Annotated in this window: 17 protein-coding genes; 12 read left to right on the forward strand and 5 right to left on the reverse strand. The window is 63.8% G+C overall.

Annotated features, from left to right (window positions below):
- Positions 1 to 3: 3 nt before the first annotated feature.
- Both JF515_RS06695 and JF515_RS06700 read right to left on the reverse strand, forming a co-directional pair.
- The gene (locus tag JF515_RS06695; RefSeq protein ID WP_203102322.1) at positions 4 to 933 is read right to left on the reverse strand and encodes a nitrilase-related carbon-nitrogen hydrolase; all 930 of its coding nucleotides are present in this window, start codon (positions 931 to 933) and stop codon (positions 4 to 6) included.
- Between the two features lie 23 nt (positions 934 to 956).
- The gene (locus tag JF515_RS06700; protein ID WP_203102323.1) at positions 957 to 2,249 is read right to left on the reverse strand and encodes an MFS transporter; all 1,293 of its coding nucleotides are present in this window, start codon (positions 2,247 to 2,249) and stop codon (positions 957 to 959) included.
- 153 nt (positions 2,250 to 2,402) lie between these two features.
- Here JF515_RS06700 and JF515_RS06705 point away from each other — a divergent pair, with 153 nt between their 5' ends.
- Positions 2,403 to 3,299 carry a LysR family transcriptional regulator gene (locus JF515_RS06705; RefSeq protein ID WP_203102325.1) on the forward strand — a complete coding sequence of 299 codons (897 nt, stop codon included), beginning with the start codon at positions 2,403 to 2,405 and terminating at the stop codon, positions 3,297 to 3,299.
- Here JF515_RS06705 and mfd read toward each other — a convergent pair.
- Positions 3,296 to 6,763 carry a transcription-repair coupling factor gene (mfd, locus tag JF515_RS06710; protein WP_203102327.1) on the reverse strand — a complete coding sequence of 1,156 codons (3,468 nt, stop codon included), beginning with the start codon at positions 6,761 to 6,763 and terminating at the stop codon, positions 3,296 to 3,298. The two genes, JF515_RS06705 and mfd, sit on opposite strands and share 4 nt — an antisense overlap.
- Positions 6,764 to 6,892: 129 nt before the next feature.
- On the opposite strand from mfd, the gene tesB reads away from it, so the two are divergent.
- The 10 genes from tesB (at position 6,893) to nqrM (ending at position 17,203) form a co-directional block, all read left to right on the forward strand.
- On the forward strand, positions 6,893 to 7,768 hold the full coding sequence (gene tesB, locus JF515_RS06715; protein ID WP_203102329.1) for an acyl-CoA thioesterase II: 876 nt from the start codon (positions 6,893 to 6,895) through the stop codon (positions 7,766 to 7,768).
- Between the two features lie 252 nt (positions 7,769 to 8,020).
- Positions 8,021 to 9,475 carry a glyceraldehyde-3-phosphate dehydrogenase gene (locus JF515_RS06720; RefSeq protein ID WP_203102331.1) on the forward strand — a complete coding sequence of 485 codons (1,455 nt, stop codon included), beginning with the start codon at positions 8,021 to 8,023 and terminating at the stop codon, positions 9,473 to 9,475.
- 318 nt (positions 9,476 to 9,793) lie between these two features.
- Complete coding sequence (locus tag JF515_RS06725) at positions 9,794 to 11,140, forward strand: Na(+)-translocating NADH-quinone reductase subunit A (protein ID WP_203102333.1); 1,347 nt, start codon at positions 9,794 to 9,796, stop codon at positions 11,138 to 11,140.
- A gap of 1 nt (position 11,141) precedes the next feature.
- Entirely contained in the window at positions 11,142 to 12,401 is a 1,260-nt protein-coding gene (locus JF515_RS06730) for an NADH:ubiquinone reductase (Na(+)-transporting) subunit B (RefSeq protein ID WP_203102335.1), read from the forward strand.
- A complete protein-coding gene (locus tag JF515_RS06735) occupies positions 12,401 to 13,213 on the forward strand; it encodes a Na(+)-translocating NADH-quinone reductase subunit C (protein ID WP_203102337.1) in 813 nt (270 codons plus the stop codon). The genes JF515_RS06730 and JF515_RS06735 overlap by 1 nt, the downstream gene beginning before the upstream one ends.
- Positions 13,213 to 13,878, forward strand: coding sequence for an NADH:ubiquinone reductase (Na(+)-transporting) subunit D (locus tag JF515_RS06740; protein ID WP_203102339.1), 666 nt, complete (start codon positions 13,213 to 13,215; stop codon positions 13,876 to 13,878). Before JF515_RS06735 ends, JF515_RS06740 begins: the two co-directional genes overlap by 1 nt.
- A 25-nt stretch (positions 13,879 to 13,903) precedes the next feature.
- Positions 13,904 to 14,524, forward strand: a complete 621-nt coding sequence (nqrE, locus tag JF515_RS06745; protein ID WP_194297618.1) for an NADH:ubiquinone reductase (Na(+)-transporting) subunit E — start codon at positions 13,904 to 13,906, stop codon at positions 14,522 to 14,524.
- 21 nt (positions 14,525 to 14,545) lie between these two features.
- Complete coding sequence (nqrF, locus tag JF515_RS06750; RefSeq protein ID WP_203102341.1) at positions 14,546 to 15,775, forward strand: NADH:ubiquinone reductase (Na(+)-transporting) subunit F; 1,230 nt, start codon at positions 14,546 to 14,548, stop codon at positions 15,773 to 15,775.
- Between the two features lie 161 nt (positions 15,776 to 15,936).
- Positions 15,937 to 16,965, forward strand: coding sequence for an FAD:protein FMN transferase (locus JF515_RS06755; protein ID WP_203102343.1), 1,029 nt, complete (start codon positions 15,937 to 15,939; stop codon positions 16,963 to 16,965).
- Between the two features lies 1 nt (position 16,966).
- Positions 16,967 to 17,203, forward strand: coding sequence for a (Na+)-NQR maturation NqrM (gene nqrM / locus JF515_RS06760; protein ID WP_203102345.1), 237 nt, complete (start codon positions 16,967 to 16,969; stop codon positions 17,201 to 17,203).
- Positions 17,204 to 17,433: 230 nt separating this feature from the next.
- Here the strand turns inward: nqrM and JF515_RS06765 are convergent, their stop codons facing one another.
- The gene (locus JF515_RS06765; protein WP_238400901.1) at positions 17,434 to 17,922 is read right to left on the reverse strand and encodes an REP-associated tyrosine transposase; all 489 of its coding nucleotides are present in this window, start codon (positions 17,920 to 17,922) and stop codon (positions 17,434 to 17,436) included.
- A gap of 249 nt (positions 17,923 to 18,171) precedes the next feature.
- Positions 18,172 to 19,284, reverse strand: a complete 1,113-nt coding sequence (locus JF515_RS06770; protein WP_203102347.1) for a GNAT family N-acetyltransferase/peptidase C39 family protein — start codon at positions 19,282 to 19,284, stop codon at positions 18,172 to 18,174.
- Between the two features lie 119 nt (positions 19,285 to 19,403).
- On the opposite strand from JF515_RS06770, the gene JF515_RS06775 reads away from it, so the two are divergent.
- Positions 19,404 to 20,543 carry a patatin-like phospholipase family protein gene (locus tag JF515_RS06775; RefSeq protein WP_203102349.1) on the forward strand — a complete coding sequence of 380 codons (1,140 nt, stop codon included), beginning with the start codon at positions 19,404 to 19,406 and terminating at the stop codon, positions 20,541 to 20,543.
- Positions 20,544 to 20,590: the final 47 nt, after the last annotated feature.

Genomic DNA, 20,590 nt, shown 5'->3' on the forward strand with positions numbered 1-20,590 from the left:
GGGTTATTCAAATACAACGGGGGGCATCGGAGCTTCGTTGACATGAAGGCGAAAGATGTCGGAACGGGCGTAGTGGCCCGCCACGTCAAAGTCGTATTTGGCCCGAGCCAGATCGGCGAGGTCGAGATCATGAACAAGAATGTCATCCTCATCGAAAACAGGGCCGGCGAGGATTTCGCCTAGAGGACTGATGATGCAACTCCCGCCTCTCATCAACACGGTTTCCGGATCGTTGCCCTGAATGGCCTGATACCATTCGGGTGCGTCTTTACGCCGTAGATGCTGGCAAGCGGAGAGCACGAAGCAGCGGCCTTCCAGTGCGACATGCTGCATGGTGGGCACCCAGGTTGGCCGGTTATCCGCAGTCGGCGCACAGTAAATTTGCACGCCTTTGGCGTACATGGCCATGCGCATCAGTGGCATGTAGTTTTCCCAACAAATCACGGCGCCAAGGCGTCCGAAAGGCGTGTCGAAGATGGGTAGGGTCGAGCCGTCCCCGGAGCCCCAAACCAATCGTTCGCCAGCCGTCGGCATCAGCTTCCTGTGCTTGCCGAGCAGCCTGCCCTCCGGGCCAAGGAACAAGGCCGTGCAGTAAAGTGTGCCACCACTTCGCTCGATGACGCCGATGACAATATATAGATTCAGGTCGCCTGCGATCTGCGCAAGGCGCTCGCTATGCACTGAGGGCACCTCGATGGCGCTGTCGTAATAGCGCCGGTAGTCTTCCCGCCCCCCTGGAGTGCGTCCGCCGATAGTTGAGCCGAAATCAAGGCCCTTTGGATAGGCCGATACGAAGGCCTCGGGGAACACCACCAGTTGTGCACCCTGCTGCGCCGCCAAAACGGCATTCTTCTCAACTTTATCGAGCGTGGCATCGATATCGAACATCGCCGATCCGGTCTGTACGACCGCTGCGCGTACGTGGTTTTGCATGTCAGTCTCCTACTGAATATTGGTTAAGAGGTGGTGCGCGTCGGGGTGTTGACCGGCAGCTCATCGCCGACCAGGGGCTCGTTCTGATTGGAGTCCAGTGCAACACCCTGTGTCTCTGGCAGGAACAGGAGCGCGATAATGGCAATGCCATAGGCCCCAACGGTGTAGATACCGATGGCCATGCCCAGCGGCATGGTGGCGCTCAATAAGCCGACCAACGCGGGGAAGAAGGCCCCGACGCCCCTGCCGAGGTTGTACGCGAAGCCCTGGCCGGTACCGCGCAGTTCGGTGGGAAACAGCTCAGCGTAGAATGCACCGGTTGGAGCGAACATGGCATTGGCGAACAGTCCCAGCGGGAAGCCCAGGATCAACATGGCGGAATTCGAGAGTGGCGCGAACATATACAGGCAAACCATCGCCGCGGATAGGATGCCAAAAGTCATTAGTGTCTTTTTGCGACCGAGTGCATCCGCGCAATGCGCACCTAGCAGAAAACCCAGAAATGCACCAATAATGACCACCGCAAGATAGGAGCCGGTCCCAAGCACCGAAAGGTTGCGCTCGGTTTTCAAATAGGTGGGAAGCCAGGTGACCACGGCGTAGTAACCCCCTTGCATGCCAATGGCAAATAAGGAAGATGCCAGGGTTTTTCGTAAAAGAGGGGGTTTGAAAATTGCTAGCGCACTAACTTTGTGCGCGGAAATCCGTTTTGCTTTTTCCTCAAAGGTGTCCGATTCCTTGACGTAGCGGCGAATCACGACGATGAGAAAGGCGGGCAGGATGCCGAGCCAGAAGAGGCATCGCCATGCGTACTCCTGGGGTACGAGTGAAAACACCAAAGCATATACGAGTGCCGCGCCACCCCAACCTACCGCGAAGCCACTGTGTACCGTACCAGCCGCTCGACCACGATATTGTGGGCGAATAATTTCCGACATCAGAACAGCGCCAGCGGCCCACTCGCCGCCAAAACCAAGGCCTTGAAGAGCGCGCAGAACCAATAGCTGCTCGAAGTTCTGTGCAAACCCGCTCAGGAAGGTGAAAAGGGCAAACCAGGCGACGGTCAGTTTAAGGACCTGGACCCGACCGATACGATCACTCAGCCTGCCAGCCACGGCGCCGCCGACCGCGGAGAACACCAAGGCCACCGTGCCTAGATAACCAGCTTCGGCCCTGGTCATCCCCCATACAGCGACAAGAGTAGGTATAACAAAGCTGTATATTTGAACATCGAACGCATCCAGCGCCCAGCCACCGAAGCAGGCACTCATGGTGCGCCGCTCCTGTTTGTTAAGATCAGATATCCAGAGTTTCATGGTTTTTCCTCTAGGGTTTTATCTGTTTCTGAGAGGCCCGTCTTGCTGGAATTCACAAAAAAACGCAGTATATTTTTGAGTTTTTTTTTACACAACAGGTAAAAAAACCACTGATGTCCGTGCATTTTTGCCTTGTTTTTATGGAGGTTTTTTATGGCCAAACCTTCCTGGTCTGATTTGAATATTTTTCTGGAAGTGGCACGTGGACCATCGCTGGCCGCGGTTAGCGAAAGGCTTGGCGTGGATGTGACCACCGTGCGTAGGAGACTGGCGGGTCTCGAGGAGACGATTGGCATGAGCCTTTTTGAAAAAAAAGGCAGGTCGCTTAGCCTCAATACGGAAGGCGAACGCATTTACTCAATCGCCAGCCGCATGGAAGTGCTGAGCGAGGAGATCGCAAATAGCGTTACCGACGCATCACGTGATCTATTGGGCGTGGTGCGCATATCCACCATGGAGGGCTTTGGCAGTTTTTACCTGGCGCCGAAGCTGGGCATGCTTGTTGCCGCTCATCCGAACCTGAGTATTCAACTGGTGACGGCGCCACATATCGTAAATTTGGCGGAACGGGAGGCGGATATTTCCCTGAACATGATGGAGCCACAGCGTGGCCGTTTTCTGGTTGAGAAGCTGACTGGCTTTTCAGTCGGACTTTACGCGGCCCCCTCCTACCTGGAGCGCAGCGGGAGCCCGCGAAGCTTGGACGATCTGGAGGATCACGTCTTTGTGACCTACGTGGAGGATTTGATTGAGGTGCCCTATGTGCAGTGGCTACCCGACGTGATTGACTCTCCCAGAGTGAGCTTGAGTTGCAGTAGTCTGGTTGCCCAGTTTCAAGTTACCTGCGCGGGTGCTGGCATGGCCATGCTGCCCGCCTTCATGGCCGAGAATGAGCCACGGTTGACCCGGTTGTTTCGGGACGAGATTCATCTGACCAGAGACTGGTGGATGGTGGTGCATCGGGACCTTGAGAAGGTGCCCCGCATACGGGCCGTCATGGACTTTCTGCGGGGTATTACCCGTGAGGATGCCGACATCTTGCTTGGTTAGCGGCCACTTTCACCGCCGGCCAAGCGCGCCAGTACTCCGGCCACCACTTCGATGCGCTCGGCGGCGTTGTCCGATTCCAGCTCGAAGCGCAGGGTGCTGGCGCCCTCCAGCTTGTAGATGTTGGGGCCGGACTGCACCAGCTTGACGATGGTGAGCGGGTCCACCGGGGTACGCTCGGCGAATTCCAGCTTGCCGCCGCGCGCATGGGCGTCCAGGCGGGTGATGCCGAGGCGCTCGGCGCGTTGGCGCAGGGCGGTGACCTGGAACAGGTTCTTGAGCGGGTCCGGCAGCAGGCCGAAGCGGTCGATCATCTCCACCTGCAACTCGTCCAGCTGCTCGGCGGTCTTGCAGCCGGCGATGCGCTTGTACAGCGTCAGGCGGGTGAACACGTCGGGCAGGTAGTCCTCCGGGATCAGCGCCGGAATGCGCAGGTTCACCTCGGGCCCGCCGGACAGTGGCTTGGCGGTGTCCGGCTGCTCGCCGTTCTTGAGCGCTTCCACGGCCTGTTCCAGCATTTCCATGTACAGCGAGAAGCCAATGGCTTCCATGTTGCCGTGCTGCTCCTCGCCGAGCAGTTCGCCGGCGCCGCGGATTTCCAGGTCCTGGCTGGCCAGCACGAAGCCGGCGCCCAGGTCGGTGGCCTGCTCGATGGCCTCCAGGCGCTTGAGGGCGTCCTTGGTCATGGCCCGGGGGCTGGGGGTGATCAGGTAGGCGTAGGCCTGGTGGTGGCTGCGTCCGACCCGGCCGCGCAGCTGGTGCAGCTGCGCCAGCCCCAGCTTGTCGGCCCGTTCGATGATGATGGTGTTGGCGCTGGGCACGTCGATGCCGGTTTCGATGATGGTGGTGCACACCAGCACGTTGAAGCGGCGGTGGTAGAAATCGCTCATCACCGCTTCCAGTTCGCGCTCGCGCATCTGCCCATGGGCGATGCCGATGCGGGCGTCCGGCACCATCTTGCGCAGCTCCTCGGCGGTGCGCGCCATGGTGTCGATGTCGTTGTGCAGGTAGTACACCTGGCCGCCGCGCAGCAGCTCACGCAGGATCGCTTCCTTGAGGGCGGTGTCGTTCTTTTGCTGCACGAAGGTTTTCACCGACAGGCGCTTCTGCGGCGGCGTGGCGATGATGGAAATATCACGCATGCCGCTCATCGCCATGTTCAGGGTACGCGGGATCGGCGTGGCGGTGAGCGTGAGAATATCGCACTCGGCGCGCAGTTCCTTGAGGCGCTCCTTGTGGCGCACGCCGAAGCGGTGTTCCTCATCGACGATGATCAGCCCCAGGTCGGAGAACGACACCGACTCCTGCAGCAACTGGTGAGTGCCGACGATGATGTCCACCTTGCCGGCTTTGAGGCGCGCCAGCACCTCGCTCTTTTCCTTGGCACTGCGGAACCGGGACAGCACTTCGATGTTCACCGGCCAGTCGGCGAAGCGGTCGACGAACGATTCGTAGTGTTGCTGGGCGAGCAGGGTGGTGGGCACCAGCACCGCCACCTGGCTGCCACTCTGCACCGCCACGAAGGCGGCGCGCATCGCCACCTCGGTCTTGCCGAAGCCGACGTCGCCGCACACCAGCCGGTCCATGGGCTTGGCCAGTTGCATGTCGCTGATCACCGCGCGGATGGCTGCTTCCTGGTCCGGGGTTTCCTCGAACGGGAAGCCGGCGGCGAAGCGTTCGTAATCCTCCGCCTCCACGGCGAAGGCGCGGCCCTGACGGGCCTCGCGGCGAGCGTAGGTGTTGAGCAGCTCGGCGGCCACGTCGTTGATTTTCTCGGCGGCTTTCTGCCGCGCCTTGGTCCACTGTTCGGTACCCAGGCGGTTCAGTGGCGGGCTGTCGCCGCCACCGTAGCGGCTGATCAGGTGCAGCGAGGACACCGGCACGTAGAGCTTGTCGCCGCCGGCGTATTCCAGCAGCAGGAATTCGTGCTGCTGGCGGTCCACCTCCATGTGCACCAGCCCCTGGTAGCGGCCCACGCCGTGATCCAGGTGCACCACCGGGGCGCCGATGCTCAGCTCGCCCAGGGACCGGATGCCCAGCTCGTTGCCGCTGTCCTCGCTGGTGCGCCGGCGGCGGCGCTGCATCACCCGCTCGCCGTACAGTTCGCTCTCGCTGACCACCAGCAGCTCGTGGTCCGGGGCATAAAAGCCGGCGTCCAGCTCGCCCCGGGTCAGGTTCCAGCGTTGCGGGTCGGCGATGAAATCCGCCCAGCCTTCCTTGAGCGCCGGCTGGATGCCGATCTTCTGCATCAACTCCAGCAGCGCCTCGCGACGGCCGGCGGTTTCCGCCACCACCAGAATGCGCGTGTCCGGGTGCTCGTCGGCGAAGGTGTGCAGCGGCGCCAGCGGGTTGCGGGCGCGCGGGTCGGCGGCCACCGGCGGCGCCGCCTGCACTTGGAACGATACCGCCTGCTCGCCGTCGCGCTGGCGCGCCCGGGGCAGGCCCTTCCAGGCCGCGTCCAGCTCGTCCGGGCGCAGGAACAGCCGCGCCGGCGGCAGCACCGGTCGGTGGATGTCGTGGCGGCGCTGTTCATGGCGGGCGCTGACTTCGTCCCAGAAATGCCGGGCCGCTTCCTCGCAGCCGGCCATCTCCAGGGCCCGGGCGTTGTCGGGCAGGTAATCGAACAGGGTGGCCAGGCCGTCGAAGAACAGCGGCAGATAATACTCCAGCCCCGCCGCCGCGATGCCTTCGGACACGTCCTGGTAGAGCGGCACATGGCGCGGGTCCACGTCGAAGGTATCGCGGAAGGCGGTACGGAACCGGCGAATGCCCTCGGCGCTGAGCGGATACTCGGCGGCGGGCAGCAGGTTGATCTCGTTGACCTGGCCGGTGGAGCGCTGACTCTCCGGGTCGAACAGGCGCAGGGACTCGATGTCCTGGTCGAACAGCTCCACCCGGAATGGCTGGCTGGAGCCCATCGGGAACACGTCCATGATGGCGCCGCGTACCGCGAATTCGCCGTGCTCGTAAACGTTGTCGCGCTGCCGGTAGCCGCAGTCCACCAGTTGCGCGCGGGTGCGTTCCATGTCGAACGCCTCGCCGACGCGCAGCATGAAGCTGTTGCCGCTGATGTGGGAGGGCGGCGCCAGGCGCTGCATCAGGGTGTTGATCGGCACCACCAGCACGCCGGCGCGGGCGCTGCCCAGCCAGTTGAGCACGCGAATGCGGTCGCTGACGATGTCCTGGTGCGGGCTGAACAGGTCGTAGGGCAGGGTCTCCCAGTCCGGGAACAGCATCACCGGCAGGTCGGGCCGCTCGGCCATCGGGTTGCTCGCCAGATAGAAGCTGAGAGCGTCGGCCAGTTGCTGGGCGCGGCCACTGCCCGGCGCGGCCACCAGCAGCGGGCCGTCCAGGGAGCGCGCCACCTGCGCCAGCACCGCCGCCAGGCTGCCGTCGGAAAGCCCGCGCCAATCCTTGAAGTGCTCGGCGCCGGCGGGAAACAGGGGAGTATCGGGTAACAGGGTCATCGTGCCTCCATCGAGGGCGCGCATTGTAGCGCAGCCGCGTGACGGGTTCATGAGGCTTCACCGTAGGAGCGGCTTTAGCCGCGATGATTGTGGTAGCATCGCGCCGCTCGGTATACGCAGAGGCAGACAATGAAAGAAGCGGTTCGCGAATTAATGCAGCGGTTCAGCCTGGAACCCCTGGAAGACAATCTGTTCCGGGGCCAGAGCGAAGCCAACGGGCAACGCAGCATCTTCGGCGGCCTGGTGGCCGGCCAGTCGCTGCTGGCGGCGTCCATGACCGTGCCGGAGGATCGCCCGGTGCACTCCCTGCACGCCTATTTCCTGCGTCCCGGCGATATCCGCCGGCCGGTGATCTACGACGTGGACCGCATCCGCGACGGCAAGAGCTTCACCACCCGGCGGGTGAACGCCATTCAGCACGGGCGTCCCATTTTCAGCCTGGCGGCGTCCTTCCAGGTGGAAGAGGAGGGCGCCCGCCACCAGGCACCGATGCCCGAGGTGCCGGCGCCGGATGAGCTGGAAACCGACGAGCAGGCGCGCCTGCGCATGGCCGAGCGCATTCCCAAGCAGTTCCGCGACGATTTCCTGCGCCAGCGCCCGCTGACATTCCGCCCGGTGACCCCGAGGGATGCGTTCGAGTCCGAATCCCGGGAGCCGGTCAAGCGCTTCTGGTTCAAGGTGGCCGACGAAATCCAGGCGGACCGCATGACCCAGCGGGCCCTGCTGGCCTATTGCTCCGACTACGGCTTCATGGGTACCGCCATGCAGCCCCACGGCATGACCTTCTGGCAGAGCAACGTGCAGTGCGCCAGCCTGGACCACACCATGTGGTTCTACGAGGACTTCCGGGTCGACGACTGGCTGCTCTACGACTGCCTCAGCCCCGGCGCCGCCGGCGCCCGGGGGCTGACCTTCGGCAACATCTACCGCCGCGATGGCGTGCTGGTGGCGTCCGTGGCCCAGGAAGGCCTGATGCGCCTGCGTCCCGGCGAGGAGCTGGTTTAGGGCGCGGGACGCCGGACGCCGGACGCTAACCCGGGCCTTGAATGATTGGTGTGTTTCCGGCCAGTCGGAGAGAGGGCGCCGGGGCAAACACTCCTTGCCGCGCCGCCTCGGGTTTGGCGTCCAGCGTCCGGCGTCTGGCGTCCCCACAGCGGCTGGATATACGCGGGTATTGGCGCTATCATGCGCGCGCCCCGGGTCCGGTCCGCCGAGGACCGGTAAACCGACCTGCAGACCCTGACTGAGAGGCGCCCCGTGAACAAACTGGAAGACCACTTCGGACGCTGGAAAAACCGCGAAGAGATCGCCGAAGCCATGATCCCCATGATTGGCCGGCTGTATCGGGAGAAGAATGTGACCACCCAGGTCTACAGTCGCTCCCTGGTCAACAAATCCGTGATCCAGATCCTCAAGGATCACCGGTTCGTCAAGCAAATCGAGGCGAGCCTCTCCGAAAGCGGCCTGTCCGTGGTCGATTCCTTCCCGATCCTTCAGGAAGTGTCCAAGCTGGACATCGGCCCGAGCCGCATCGACATCGGCAAGCTGGCGGTGGCCTACAAAAAGGACGACAAAGGTCTGTCCCTGGAAGAGTTCGTGCGCGGCGAGCTGGCTGAAGCGGTCAACCAGAAGGTCGACCTGCCCGGTCAGCAAGACGTGGTGCTGTACGGCTTCGGTCGTATCGGCCGCCTGCTGGCCCGCCTGCTGATCGAAAAAACCGGCTCCGGCGACGGCCTGCGGCTGAAGGCCATCGTGGTCCGTGAATCCGGCAAGGAAGACCTGCAGAAGCGCGCCAGCCTGCTGCGCCGCGACTCCGTGCACGGCCCGTTCGCCGGCACCATCGCCGTCGATGAGGAAGAAAACGCCATCATCGCCAACGGCAACTACATCAAGGTGATCTACGCCAACGATCCGTCCAAGGTGGATTACACCCAGTACGGCATCGACAACGCCATCCTGGTGGACAACACCGGCAAATGGCGGGACCGCGAAGGCCTCTCCCAGCACCTTCAGTGCGCCGGCGTGGAGCGCGTGATCCTGACCGCTCCCGGCAAGGGCGACCTGAAGAACATCGTGCCCGGCGTCAACCACGACATGGTGGAAGACTCCGACACCATTCTGTCGCTGGCCAGCTGCACCACCAACGCCATCGTGCCGCCGCTGAAGGCGCTGAACGACAAGTTCGGCATCGAAGTGGGCCACGTGGAAACCGTGCACTCCTACACCAACGACCAGAACCTGCTGGATAACTTCCACAAGGGCCCGCGCCGTGGCCGCGCCGCGCCGTTGAACATGGTTCTGACCGAGACCGGTGCCGCCACCGCCGCCGCCAAGGCGCTGCCTGATCTGGCCGGCAAGCTCACCGGCAACTCCATCCGGGTACCGACTCCGGACGTGTCCATGGCGATCCTGAATCTGACCCTGGGCAAGGAAACCACGCTCGAAGAGCTGAATGAATACCTGCGCTGGGTGAGCCTGCACTCGCCGTTGCAGCGTCAGATTGACTTCATCAGCAGCCCGGACGCGGTCTCCACCGACTTCGTCGGTTCCCGTCACGCCGCCGTCATCGACGCCGAGGCCACCATTGTCAACAATGGCCGCCACTGTGTGCTGTACGTGTGGTACGACAACGAATTCGGGTACAGCTGCCAGGTGGTGCGCCTCCTGCAACTGTTGTCCGGCGTGGAATATCCGCGCTACCCGAAAGACTGACCGGTCACGGAAAAGCCCGCGTAAGCGGGCTTTTTCTTGAGAGTATCGCCCATGGCGTTCCCCTTGCCGGGCCTCGCCGTGGACAATTTTCAGGGAATACCCACAAGGTCAATCCTGGCATCCGGACCGCACGGTCATTATAATGTCGCGCGCCGGCCCAGGCCGGCTTCTCCGGAGCTGGGTGCCCGGTACCTCCCGAACGGGTGTTCCTGACGCTTTCTACCGGTTTTCGCGCGCCTTCCCGCCTCCACCGCGACTCAGCGGTCCCCGGGGAATGCGCCGCTCGACTTCAGCAACACGCAACGTGGGCGAGACACTATGATCAAAATCAAGAAGGGGCTTGACCTGCCCATCGCTGGCGCGCCGCGTCAGACGATCGAGGAGGGTCATCAGGTCCGTTCTGTCGCCGTGCTCGGCGGCGACTACGTGGGGATGAAACCGACCATGGAGGTCCGCGAAGGCGACACGGTCAAGAAGGGCCAGCTGCTCTTCACGGACAAAAAGACCGACGGTGTGAAATACACCGCGCCCGCCGGCGGCAAGGTGACGGCCGTGAATCGCGGCCACAAACGCGTCCTCCAGTCCGTGGTGATCGAAATCGCCGATCAGGAAGAGGAAGTCACCTTCACCGCCCACGACCCCGCGTCCCTGGCGTCCCTGGATCGGGAAGCCGTGCAGTCGCAACTGGTCGACTCCGGCGAGTGGACCCTGCTGCGCACTCGCCCCTACGGCAAGGTGCCGGCACCGGGCAGCACCCCCAACTCCATCTTCGTGACCGCCATCGACACCAACCCCCTGGCCCAGGACCCGGCGGTGGTGATCAAGGAAAACGAAGACGCTTTCCGCCACGGTCTCACCGTTCTCACCCGCCTCACCGACGGTCCGGTATGGGTGTGCAAGGCGGCCGGCGGCAACCTGCCGTCCTTCGCCGAAGGCCAGGTCCGTGAGGAAACCTTCGGTGGTAAGCATCCGGCGGGCAACGCCGGCACCCATATCCATCATCTGGATCCGGTAGGCCCGCAAAAAACCGTCTGGAGCCTCGGCTACCAGGACGTGATCGCCATTGGCAAGCTGTTCACCGAAGGCCGCCTCGCCACCGACCGCGTGGTCGCCCTGACCGGCCCGCAGGTGAAGACGCCGCGCCTGCTGCGCACCCGCGTCGGCGCCAGCCTGGAAGACTTCACCCGAGGTGAACTCAAGGAAGGCGACAACCGCTTGATTGGCGGTTCCGTGTTCAACGGCCACCATGCCCGTGGCCCGATGATGTTCCTCAGCCGCGTCAGCAACCAGGTGACGGTGCTGCGTGAAGGCCGCGACCGCGAACTGCTGGGCTATATCTCCCCCGGCATGAACCGCTTCTCGGTGATGAACATCTACCTGTCCAAGCTGATGCCCGGCAAGCGCTTCAACCTCACCACCACCACCAATGGCAGCGAGCGCGCCATGGTGCCGATCGGTGCCTACGAGCAGGTCATGCCGCTGGACATCCTGCCCACCCAGTTGCTGCGTTCCCTGATCGTCGGCGACACCGACAGTTCCGTGGCGCTGGGCGCCCTGGAGCTGGTGGAAGAGGACCTGGCCCTGTGCACCTATGTGTGCCCCGGCAAGTACGAATACGGGCCGATCCTGCGCGACAACCTGACCACGATCGAGGCGGAGAGCTGAGATGGGCCTGAGAAACTACATCGACGACAAAATCGCGCCTCACTTCCACGAGGGCGGCAAGCTCGAGAAGTACTACGTCTTCTTCGAGATGTTCGACACCATGCTGTACAGCCCGGATTCGGTGACCCGGTCCGCGGCCCACGTGCGCGACGGCATTGACCTCAAGCGCATCATGATGACGGTCTGGTTCGCCACTTTCCCGGCGATCCTGTTCGGTCTGTACAACACCGGCTACCAGGCCAACCTGCAGATCACCGAGTTCGGTTACGACGCCATCCCCGGCTGGCGCGCGGACCTGGTGATGGCGCTCACCGGCTTCGACTACCAGAGTTTCTGGGCCAATCTGTTGCACGGCCTGGTTTACTACGTGCCGATCCTGATCGCCGTCTACCTGACCGGTTTCTTCTGGGAGGCGCTGTTCGCCTGGAAGCGCGGCCATGAAGTGAACGAGGGCTTCTTCGTCACCGGTATCCTGTTCACCCTGATCCTGCCGCCGTCGATTCCGCTCTGGCAGGTGGTGCTGGGGGTTTCCTTTGGCATCGTGATCGGCAAGGAAGTGTTCGGCGGCACCGGCAAGAACTTCCTCAACCCGGCACTGGTCGGTCGTGCCTTCCTGTACTTCGCCTACCCGGCGCAAATGTCCGGCGACGCCGTGTGGACCGCCGTGGACAACTTCTCCGGCGCCACCCCCCTGGGGCTGGCGGCCAACGGTGATCTGAACTTCGCCGCCGGCCTGTCCGAGAACGCCCTGGCCGCCGGCGCCAACGGCGCCACCCAGAGCCTGGCCTGGATGGATACCTTCCTGGGCGGCATCCAGGGCTGCATCGGCGAAACCTCGGTGATCGCCATCGGCCTGGGCGCGGCCTTCCTGCTGCTCACCAAGATCGCCTCCTGGCGCATCATGCTCGGCGTGCTGATCGGCCTGGTGGCCATGAGCGGCCTGTTCAACGCCATCGGCAGCGACTCCAACCCGATGTTCGCCATGCCCTGGTACTGGCACCTGACCGTGGGCGGCCTGGCGTTCGGCCTGGTGTTCATGGCCACCGACCCGGTGTCCGCGGCCATGACCAATACCGGCAAGCTGATTTTCGGCGCGCTGATCGGCGTCATGACGGTACTGATCCGGGTGGTCAACCCGGCCTTCCCGGAAGGCATCATGCTGGCCATCCTGTTCGGTAACCTGTGCGCGCCCCTGATTGACTACTTCGTGACTCAGGCGAACATCCGTCGTCGCCTGCGTCGGACCGGTGGAGCGGTGTAATGGCTGGAAACAAAGAGAGCGTAGCAAAAACCCTCACGGTCGCGTTTCTGGTGTGTCTGGTGTGCGCGGTGGTGGTGTCCACCGCCGCCGTGACCCTGCGCCCCGTGCAGCAGAAGAACCAGACCCTGGACCGCCGCGTCAACATCCTCCAGGCCGCCGGCCTCTACCAGCCCGGCATGGACGTGGAGGCGGCCTTCAAGACCATTGAACGTCGCTTCGTCGATCTGGACACTGGGGAGTACGTCGACAAGCCGGACTCCTACGACCAGCTCAAGGCCTCCAAGGACCCGCAGCAGAGCGAGGCGCTCAGTGGCGAGGAGGACATCGCCAGCATCAAGCGCCAGGCGGACGTGGCCGAGGTATTCCTGGCCCGCGACGACAACGGTGATCTCAGCCGCATCATCCTGCCGGTGCGCGGCTACGGCCTGTGGTCCACCCTGTACGGTTTCATGGCACTGGAACCGGACGCCAAGACCATCGCCGGCCTGGGCTTCTACCAGCACGGTGAAACCCCGGGCCTGGGCGGCGAGGTGGACAATCCCAAGTGGAAGGCACTCTGGGAAGGCAAGAAGATTTACGACGAAGACGGCGACGTGGCCATCCAGGTGATCAAGGGCACCGTCGACAGCAACACGCCCAACGCGGACAACAAGGTGGACGGCCTGGCCGGCGCCACCCTGACCAGCAAGGGCGTGAGTCATTTGGTGCGGTTCTGGGTCGGTGAAAAAGGCTTTGGCCCCTATCTGGAACGCATGCGCAACGGCGAGGCCGATAACGGCTCCAACGCCGGCGACACTGGAGGAGAGGCGTAATGGCGGAGAAGACCAAGGACCTGTTGTTCGGTCCCATTTTCGACAACAACCCCATCGCGCTGCAGATCCTGGGTATCTGCTCCGCGCTGGCTGTCACCAGTAACCTGAGCACCACGGTGACCATGTGCATCGCGCTGACCATGGTGACCGCGTTCTCGAACTTTTTCGTGAGCACGGTGCGTAACGTGATCCCGTCGAGCATCCGCATCATCGTACAGATGACCATCATCGCCTCCCTGGTGATCGTGGTGGATCAGTTCCTGAAGGCCTACGCCTACAGCATCTCCAAGCAGCTTTCGGTGTTCGTCGGCCTGATCATCACCAACTGCATCGTGATGGGTCGCGCCGAAGCCTTCGCCATGAAGAACGCTCCGGTTCCGTCCTTCATGGACGGCATCGGCAACGGCCTGGGCTACTCCGTGCTGCTGCTTACCCTGGGCTTCGTGCGCGAGCTGTTCGGCGCCGGCAGCCTGTTCGGCATGCAGGTGCTGCCGAGCACCGCCGACGGCGGCTGGTACCAGACCAACGGCCTGCTGCTGCTGCCGCCCAGCGCCTTCTTCCTGATCGGCTGCTTTATCTGGGCGGTACGTACCTGGAAGCCGGAGCAGGTGGAGAAGGACGAGTTCAAGATGAAGCCGCACACCCGCGTCAGCGACGCGTTTTAACGGCGTGGAACAGGGGAGTTAACCAATGTTTGAACATTATATCAGCCTGTTCGTCCGCGCCGTGTTCGTGGAGAACATGGCGCTGGCGTTCTTCCTGGGGATGTGTACCTTCATCGCCATCTCCAAGAAGATCTCCACCGCCATCGGTCTGGGCATCGCCGTGGTCGTGGTGCTTACCATCACCGTGCCGGTGAACAACCTGATTCTTAAGTACCTGCTCGACGAGGGCGCGCTGGCCTGGACCGGCATCGATGCCCTGGCCAACCTGGACCTGCGTTTCCTGGGGCTGCTCAGCTACATCGGCGTGATCGCGGCGATCGTGCAGATCCTGGAAATGACCCTGGATAAGTACGTGCCCAGCCTGTACAACGCCCTGGGTATCTTCCTGCCGCTGATCACCGTGAACTGCGCCATTCTTGGCGCGTCCCTGTTCATGGTGGAACGCGACTACAACTTCGGCGAATCCCTGGTTTATGGCATTGGCGCCGGTACCGGTTGGGCCCTGGCGATCACGCTGCTGGCCGGTATCCGCGAGAAGCTGAAGTACAGCGACGTACCCGACGGCCTCAAGGGGCTGGGCATCACCTTCATCACGGTGGGGCTGATGTCACTCGGGTTCATGTCCTTCTCCGGCGTGCAACTCTAAGGGTAAGGGGAGAGCCAGAACATGAGTTTTGAAATCATTCTCGGCGTGGTCATGTTCACCGCCATCGTGCTCGCGCTGGTGGCGGTGATTCTCGCCGCCCGCTCGCGGCTGGTGATCAGCGGCGACGTCCACATCGACATCAACGGCGACCAGGAAAAGAGCATCGACGCGCCCGCTGGCGGCAAGCTGCTCGGCACCCTGGCCGATCAGGGTATCTTCCTGTCCTCCGCCTGTGGCGGCGGCGGTACCTGCGCGCAGTGCAAATGCCAGGTGCTCGACGGTGGCGGTGACATTCTGCCCACCGAGGAAGGCCACTTCACCAAGGGCGAAATCCGCGACGGCTGGCGTCTGAGCTGTCAGGTCAACGTCAAGCAGGACATGAAGATCAAGGTGCCCGAGGAATTCTTCGGCGTGAAGAAATGGGAATGCGAAGTCGTTTCCAACCCCAACGTGGCCACCTTCATCAAAGAACTGACCCTGAAGCTGCCGGAAGGCGAGGAAGTGGACTTCCGCGCCGGCGGTTACGTGCAGCTCGAAGCGCCGCCCTACGACATCGATTTCTCGAACTTCGATATCGATGAAGAGTTCCGCGGTGACTGGGAGCACTTCAAGTTCTTCGACCTCAAGGCCAAGAACAACGAAACCGTGGTGCGCGCCTACTCCATGGCCAACTACCCGGAAGAGAAGGGCATCCTCAAGTTCAACATCCGGATCGCCACGCCGCCCCCGGGCGCCAAGGACATTCCGCCGGGCCTGATGAGCTCCTTCGTGTTCAACCTGAAGCCGGGCGACAAGATCACCGTGTTCGGTCCCTTCGGTGAGTTCTTCGCCAAGGACACCGACGCCGAGATGGTGTTCATCGGCGGTGGCGCCGGCATGGCCCCCATGCGCAGCCACATCTTCGACCAGCTCAAGCGTCTCAATTCCAAGCGCAAGATCAGCTTCTGGTACGGCGCGCGGAGCTGGCGCGAGACCTTCTACAACGAAGAGTACGATCAGCTCGCCGAAGAGAACGACAACTTCGAGTGGCACCTGGCCCTGTCCGATCCGCAACCGGAGGACAACTGGGAAGGCCCCACCGGCTTCATCCACAACGTGGTCTACGAAATGTACCTCAAGGACCACCCGGCACCGGAAGACTGCGAGTACTACATGTGCGGCCCGCCGATGATGAACGCCTCCGTGATCAAGATGCTCGAGGATCTGGGCGTCGAGCCGGAAAACATCATGCTCGACGACTTCGGGGGCTGATTAAGCCTCGGGTATCGCGACTGAAGTCGCTCCTACGCCCATCTCGTGCCGTAGGAGCGACCGGGCGGCGCACCGCTTCAGTCGCGATCCGGGGTCGCCCCGCGCCCCGACGATGGCCTCGCCGCTCCTCGGCATCCCCCAACCCGCGAATCGGCAGCCCCATGCGAATCCCTCTCTTCCGCCTGTTCCCGCTCCTCGCCCTCCTGGCGCTCCTCGCCGCCTGCGACGACACCAGCGACCGCCTTTCCGCGCTCAACGGGCCCACCATGGGCACCACCTGGTCGGTGAAATTCACCGGCACCCCCGGCGGTGGCGTTCCGGCCCTGCGCAAGGACATCGAATCGGCCCTGGAGCAGGTCAACGCGGACATGAGCACCTACCGTGAAGACGCCACCATCAGCCGTTTCAACCGCGCCGACGCCGGTCGGGCGGTGACCGTCTCCAAGGATTTCGCCAAGGTGCTCAAGGAAGCCCTGTCGATCTCCCGGGATACCGACGGCGCCTACGACGTCACCGTCGGGCCGCTGGTCAACCTGTGGGGCTTCGGCCCCGACCCGGAACGGTTCGAGCCGCCGCCGGAGGCGGACATCGAGGCGGCCCGGGCCCGGGTTGGCTGGGACAAGCTCAAGCTCAACGGCGACCAACTGGCGCAACCCGGCGGCGTCTATCTGGATCTGTCGTCCATCGCCAAGGGCTTCGCCGTGGACAAAGTGGCGGAAGTGCTGGAAAGCGCCGGCATCAAGAACTATCTGGTGGAGATCGGCGGCGAACTCCGCGCCGGCGGTCACAAGCCCTATGGTCAGCCCTGGCGCGTCGCCGTGGAGCGACCGATCGCCGGCGTCCGGGAAATGGAGAAGGTGATCGCCCTCGAAAACCTGGCCATCGCCACCAGCGGTGATTACCGCAACTTCTTCGAGGACGACGGCACCCTGTATTCCCACACCATCGATCCGCGCACCGGCTACCCGGTGGGCCATCAACTGGGCTCGGTCACCGTGTTACACTCCAGTTGCATGGTGGCGGATGGTTTGGCCACCGCGCTCACCGTGCTGGGGCCCGAAAAAGGGCGGGCGTTCGCCGAAGCCCGCGAACTGCCGGTCTTGTTCATTGTCCGAACCAAGGACGGCCCCGAGGAAATCATGACCCCCGCCTTCCGGGCCCTCCTGGAAGCCGAGGAAGGAGGAAACTGAAATGCTCGCCACCGTACTCGCCAGCTTTGTGATCGTGGCCCTGCTGTTCGCCGGCATGGCCATCGGCGTGATTCTCTCCAACAAGCCCGTCAAAGGCTCCTGCGGCGGCCTCGCCGCCCTCGGCATGAAGGACGGCTGCGAAATCTGCGGCGGCGACAAGGACGCCTGCGAGGAGAACACCCGCCAGGTCAACGCCCAACGCGCCGCCGAACTTGGCCGCGACGTCCTCAAAACCTGAACCGGCACCGCGGCCGGCGGCTCGTGCCGTCCGCCGCGTTGATCGCGACTGAAGCCGCTCCTACAAAACCTTGCCAATAGCCACTGTAGGAGCGACTTCAGTCGCGATCAGCGCCATCCGCCACCACCACGCCCGACCCGGGCCCCATCGCGCCGACGCCACGCGATAGGCGCAACCGGGCGGCGCTCCGCTTCAGTCGCGATTCCACTCCTATCCGCCATACCCCATACCTACCCACCCCAGTCCCAATTCGCCTCCGTATCCGCCTGCAGCCAAACCGTGTCCCACAACGGGTAAGCGCCAATCCGGTCCACCAACCCGGCCCGCAGGGGGTTGGCGACAATGTAACGGGCGTAGGCTTTCAATTGCCGCTCATCCCGAAGCGCCTGATCATGGAAGCCGGCCTGCCAGGTCAACGCTGGTACCGCCCGGCTGCTGGCGCCTTTCAGCGTCTGCACGGTTCGTGACAGTGACGCGGCCCGCAGCCGGAACATCCAGTGAAGGTGATCGGGCATGATTACGTAAGCGAGGGTCTCCGCGTCGCCGCTTCGATGGTGGTGCTGAAGCTGTCGCACCAGCGTTCGCCCCGCGAACAGATCGCTGAACACAGGCGCGCGGCGCCGGGTCACGGTGGTGATCAGATAAACCTGGTCGGCGAGGGAGATCCGTCCGGTCCTGAGCGCGTGTTGTCGTGGTGGTGTTTTCATTTTCCCAATCATGGCGGCCCGCCGGCGGTGGCGGGATCGGTCAGGTGCCATGGTTGGGGTGAGTGATCGGAAGGTTTTTTTGTCAGCGGAGGCGTACAAGCATTCGGCGAACGCCTATCGCGACTGAAGTCGCTCCTACAAAACCTTGCCAATAGCCACTGTAGGAGCGACTTCAGTCGCGATAACGGCCATGCGCCGCAACCACGCCCAATCCGGCTACCATCCAGCCACACGGTAGGCGCAACCGGGCGGGGCTCCGCTTCAGTCGCGATCCGGGCGCCCGACGATGACGGCGGTGCGCAGGCGCGCCTGGCCGTAACGGGTCATGCGCTCGAAACGGTCCCGGGTGATCGGTACATGCTGGCAATCCAGCGGTACCTGATCCTCCGCCGGGTCCGGGTCGTGGATGTAGAAGCATTCGTCGTCGGCGCCGCTGACCACCACCCAATGGGGCGCCTTGCGTCCGTCCAGCCGCCAGGTGCTGATCAGCACGATGGCCACGTCGCCGTTTTCCAGCGCCCGATCCAGCCGCGCCGCGCTGAGTTCCTGGTAATGCACGGGAATCCCTGAAGCACGGGCCTGTTCCTCGAAATGGTCGTGCACGGTCTCGATCACGCGCTTCTTGTTTTCGTCGCGCACTGAATCCAGGAACAGCGGCCCGCGCTGGTTGCAGTACACCTCGGCGTTCAGGCCGCGCCGCCGCGCCGCCAGGGCCAGCCCCAGGGGATGGCAGCCGCCGTGGCCGGCGGTCATGAAGATGGTGGTGGCCTCGCGCCAGATCAGCAACTCCTCGCGGGCGTCCGGAACGCGGTGGAGCAGGGCGGCCAGGGCCATCTGCAGACACGCCGGCCCGCAGGTGAACTCGGTGCCCTGGCGCACCCAGGGCAGCGCCAGCCGGTTGCCGCCCTGGGGTGTGTAGTGCAGCCGCTTCTGGTAGCGCAGGGCGTCCTCGTGGTCCTCGTAGTAATCCGGCGTGCGCGCGAACAGTTTGTAGCCGCGCCGTTCGTAGAGGCGAATGGCGGCGGCGTTATCGCGGCGCACTTCCAGGCGCAGGTAGAGGCGTTTTTCCTGGTGGGCGTAGTCCTCGGCGGCGTCCAGGAGCCGTTCACCAAGCCCCTGGCCGCGCCGGTCCGGGTCGGTGGCGATGGAATACAGCCGCGCCAGCCGCGTGCCGCGCTGCAGAATCACCAATGCATAGCCGGCCAGGGCGCCGTCCTCGGCGAGCGCCAGAATCAGCCCGGAGTGGGCCTGGCGTATCCAGTGGCGGAAGCTGCGGCGTGACAACCGGTCGCTCTGGAAGCAGCGGCGCTCCAGGGCGGTAAGGGCATCGAGATCGTCGGCACGGGCGGGGCGGAAGGTGAAACGATGGGCCATGGGCATATCCATTGAAGTGCGGCCAGCATAGCGCCGCGCCGCCGCCCGGCGCCAGCGCTTTCCGACGGATGACGGGGCCCGCCCGGTCGCCCATAATGCGTGCATAAGGAGATCGCACCATGCCAGTTTCGTCCGCCCCCACGCGGGGGCTGATTCTGTCCGGCGGTGGCGCCCGCGCCGCCTACCAGGTGGGCGTGCTCAGTGCCATCGCGGACATGTCACCGCCCAGCGCCACCAATCCCTTCCCGATCATCTGCGGCACGTCCGCCGGCGCCATCAATGCCGCCGGCCTGGCCGCCGGCGCCCACGATTACCGCCTGGCGGTACGCGGCCTGGAGCAGGTGTGGGCGAACATGACCGCCGACCAGGTCTACCGCACCGACATCGTCGCCTTCGTGCGCAGCCTGTTGCGCTGGGTGTTCAGTTCCGCCGCCGCCGGCCGTGGCACCACGCGCAGCGCGCTGCTCGACAACACGCCTCTGAAACGGCTCCTGCGGCTGGTGATCAATTTTCAACGCATCGGCCAGAGCATCGACGAAGGCCATCTGCGGGCCCTGTCGATCACCGCGTCCAGCTACGCCTCCGGCGAATCCGTGGCGTTCTTCCAGGGCGCGCCGGACCTGCCGGAGTGGAACCGGGCGCGGCGCCTGGGGCGGCGTTCCACCATCGGCGTGCAGCACCTGCTGGCCTCGGCGGCGATTCCGCTGCTGTTCCCCGCCGAGCAGGTGGATGGCCGTTACTATGGTGACGGCGCCGTGCGCCAGCTGGCGCCGGTGAGCCCGGCGCTGCATCTGGGCGCCGACCGGCTGCTGGTGATCGGCGTATCCGGCCATTCCTCCGCCGCTCACCAGCGGCAGTTGAGCGGTTACCCGTCCCTGGCCCAGGTGCTCGGCCACGTACTGGACAGTGTGTTCGTGGACACTCTGGAAGGGGACGTGGAGCGTCTGGAACGGATCAACCGCACCGTGCAGGCGCTCAGCAACCGGGCCCGCAGCCAGCATGAGATCCAGCTCCGCAAGGTGGACGTACTGAAAATCTACCCGTCCCAGCCGCTGGACGAAATCGCCGCCGAGCACACCAAGGAGCTGCCGCGTACCCTGCGCTTTTTCCTGCGCGGCTCCGGGGCGACCCGGTCACCAGGGGCATCGGCGGTCAGTTATCTGCTGTTCGAGCCGGGCTTCACTGGGCGCTTGATGGCCTTGGGGTATCAGGACGCCAAGGCCCGCGAGGAGGAAATCCGCGCCTTTTTGCGGGATTGAGGGGGCGTTATCGCGACTGAAGCGGAGCGCCGCCCGGTCTCTCCTAC

Origin of the sequence: Alloalcanivorax marinus (assembly GCF_016785095.1) — a bacterium.
In the GTDB taxonomy this organism is placed as follows: domain Bacteria; phylum Pseudomonadota; class Gammaproteobacteria; order Pseudomonadales; family Alcanivoracaceae; genus Alloalcanivorax; species Alloalcanivorax marinus_A.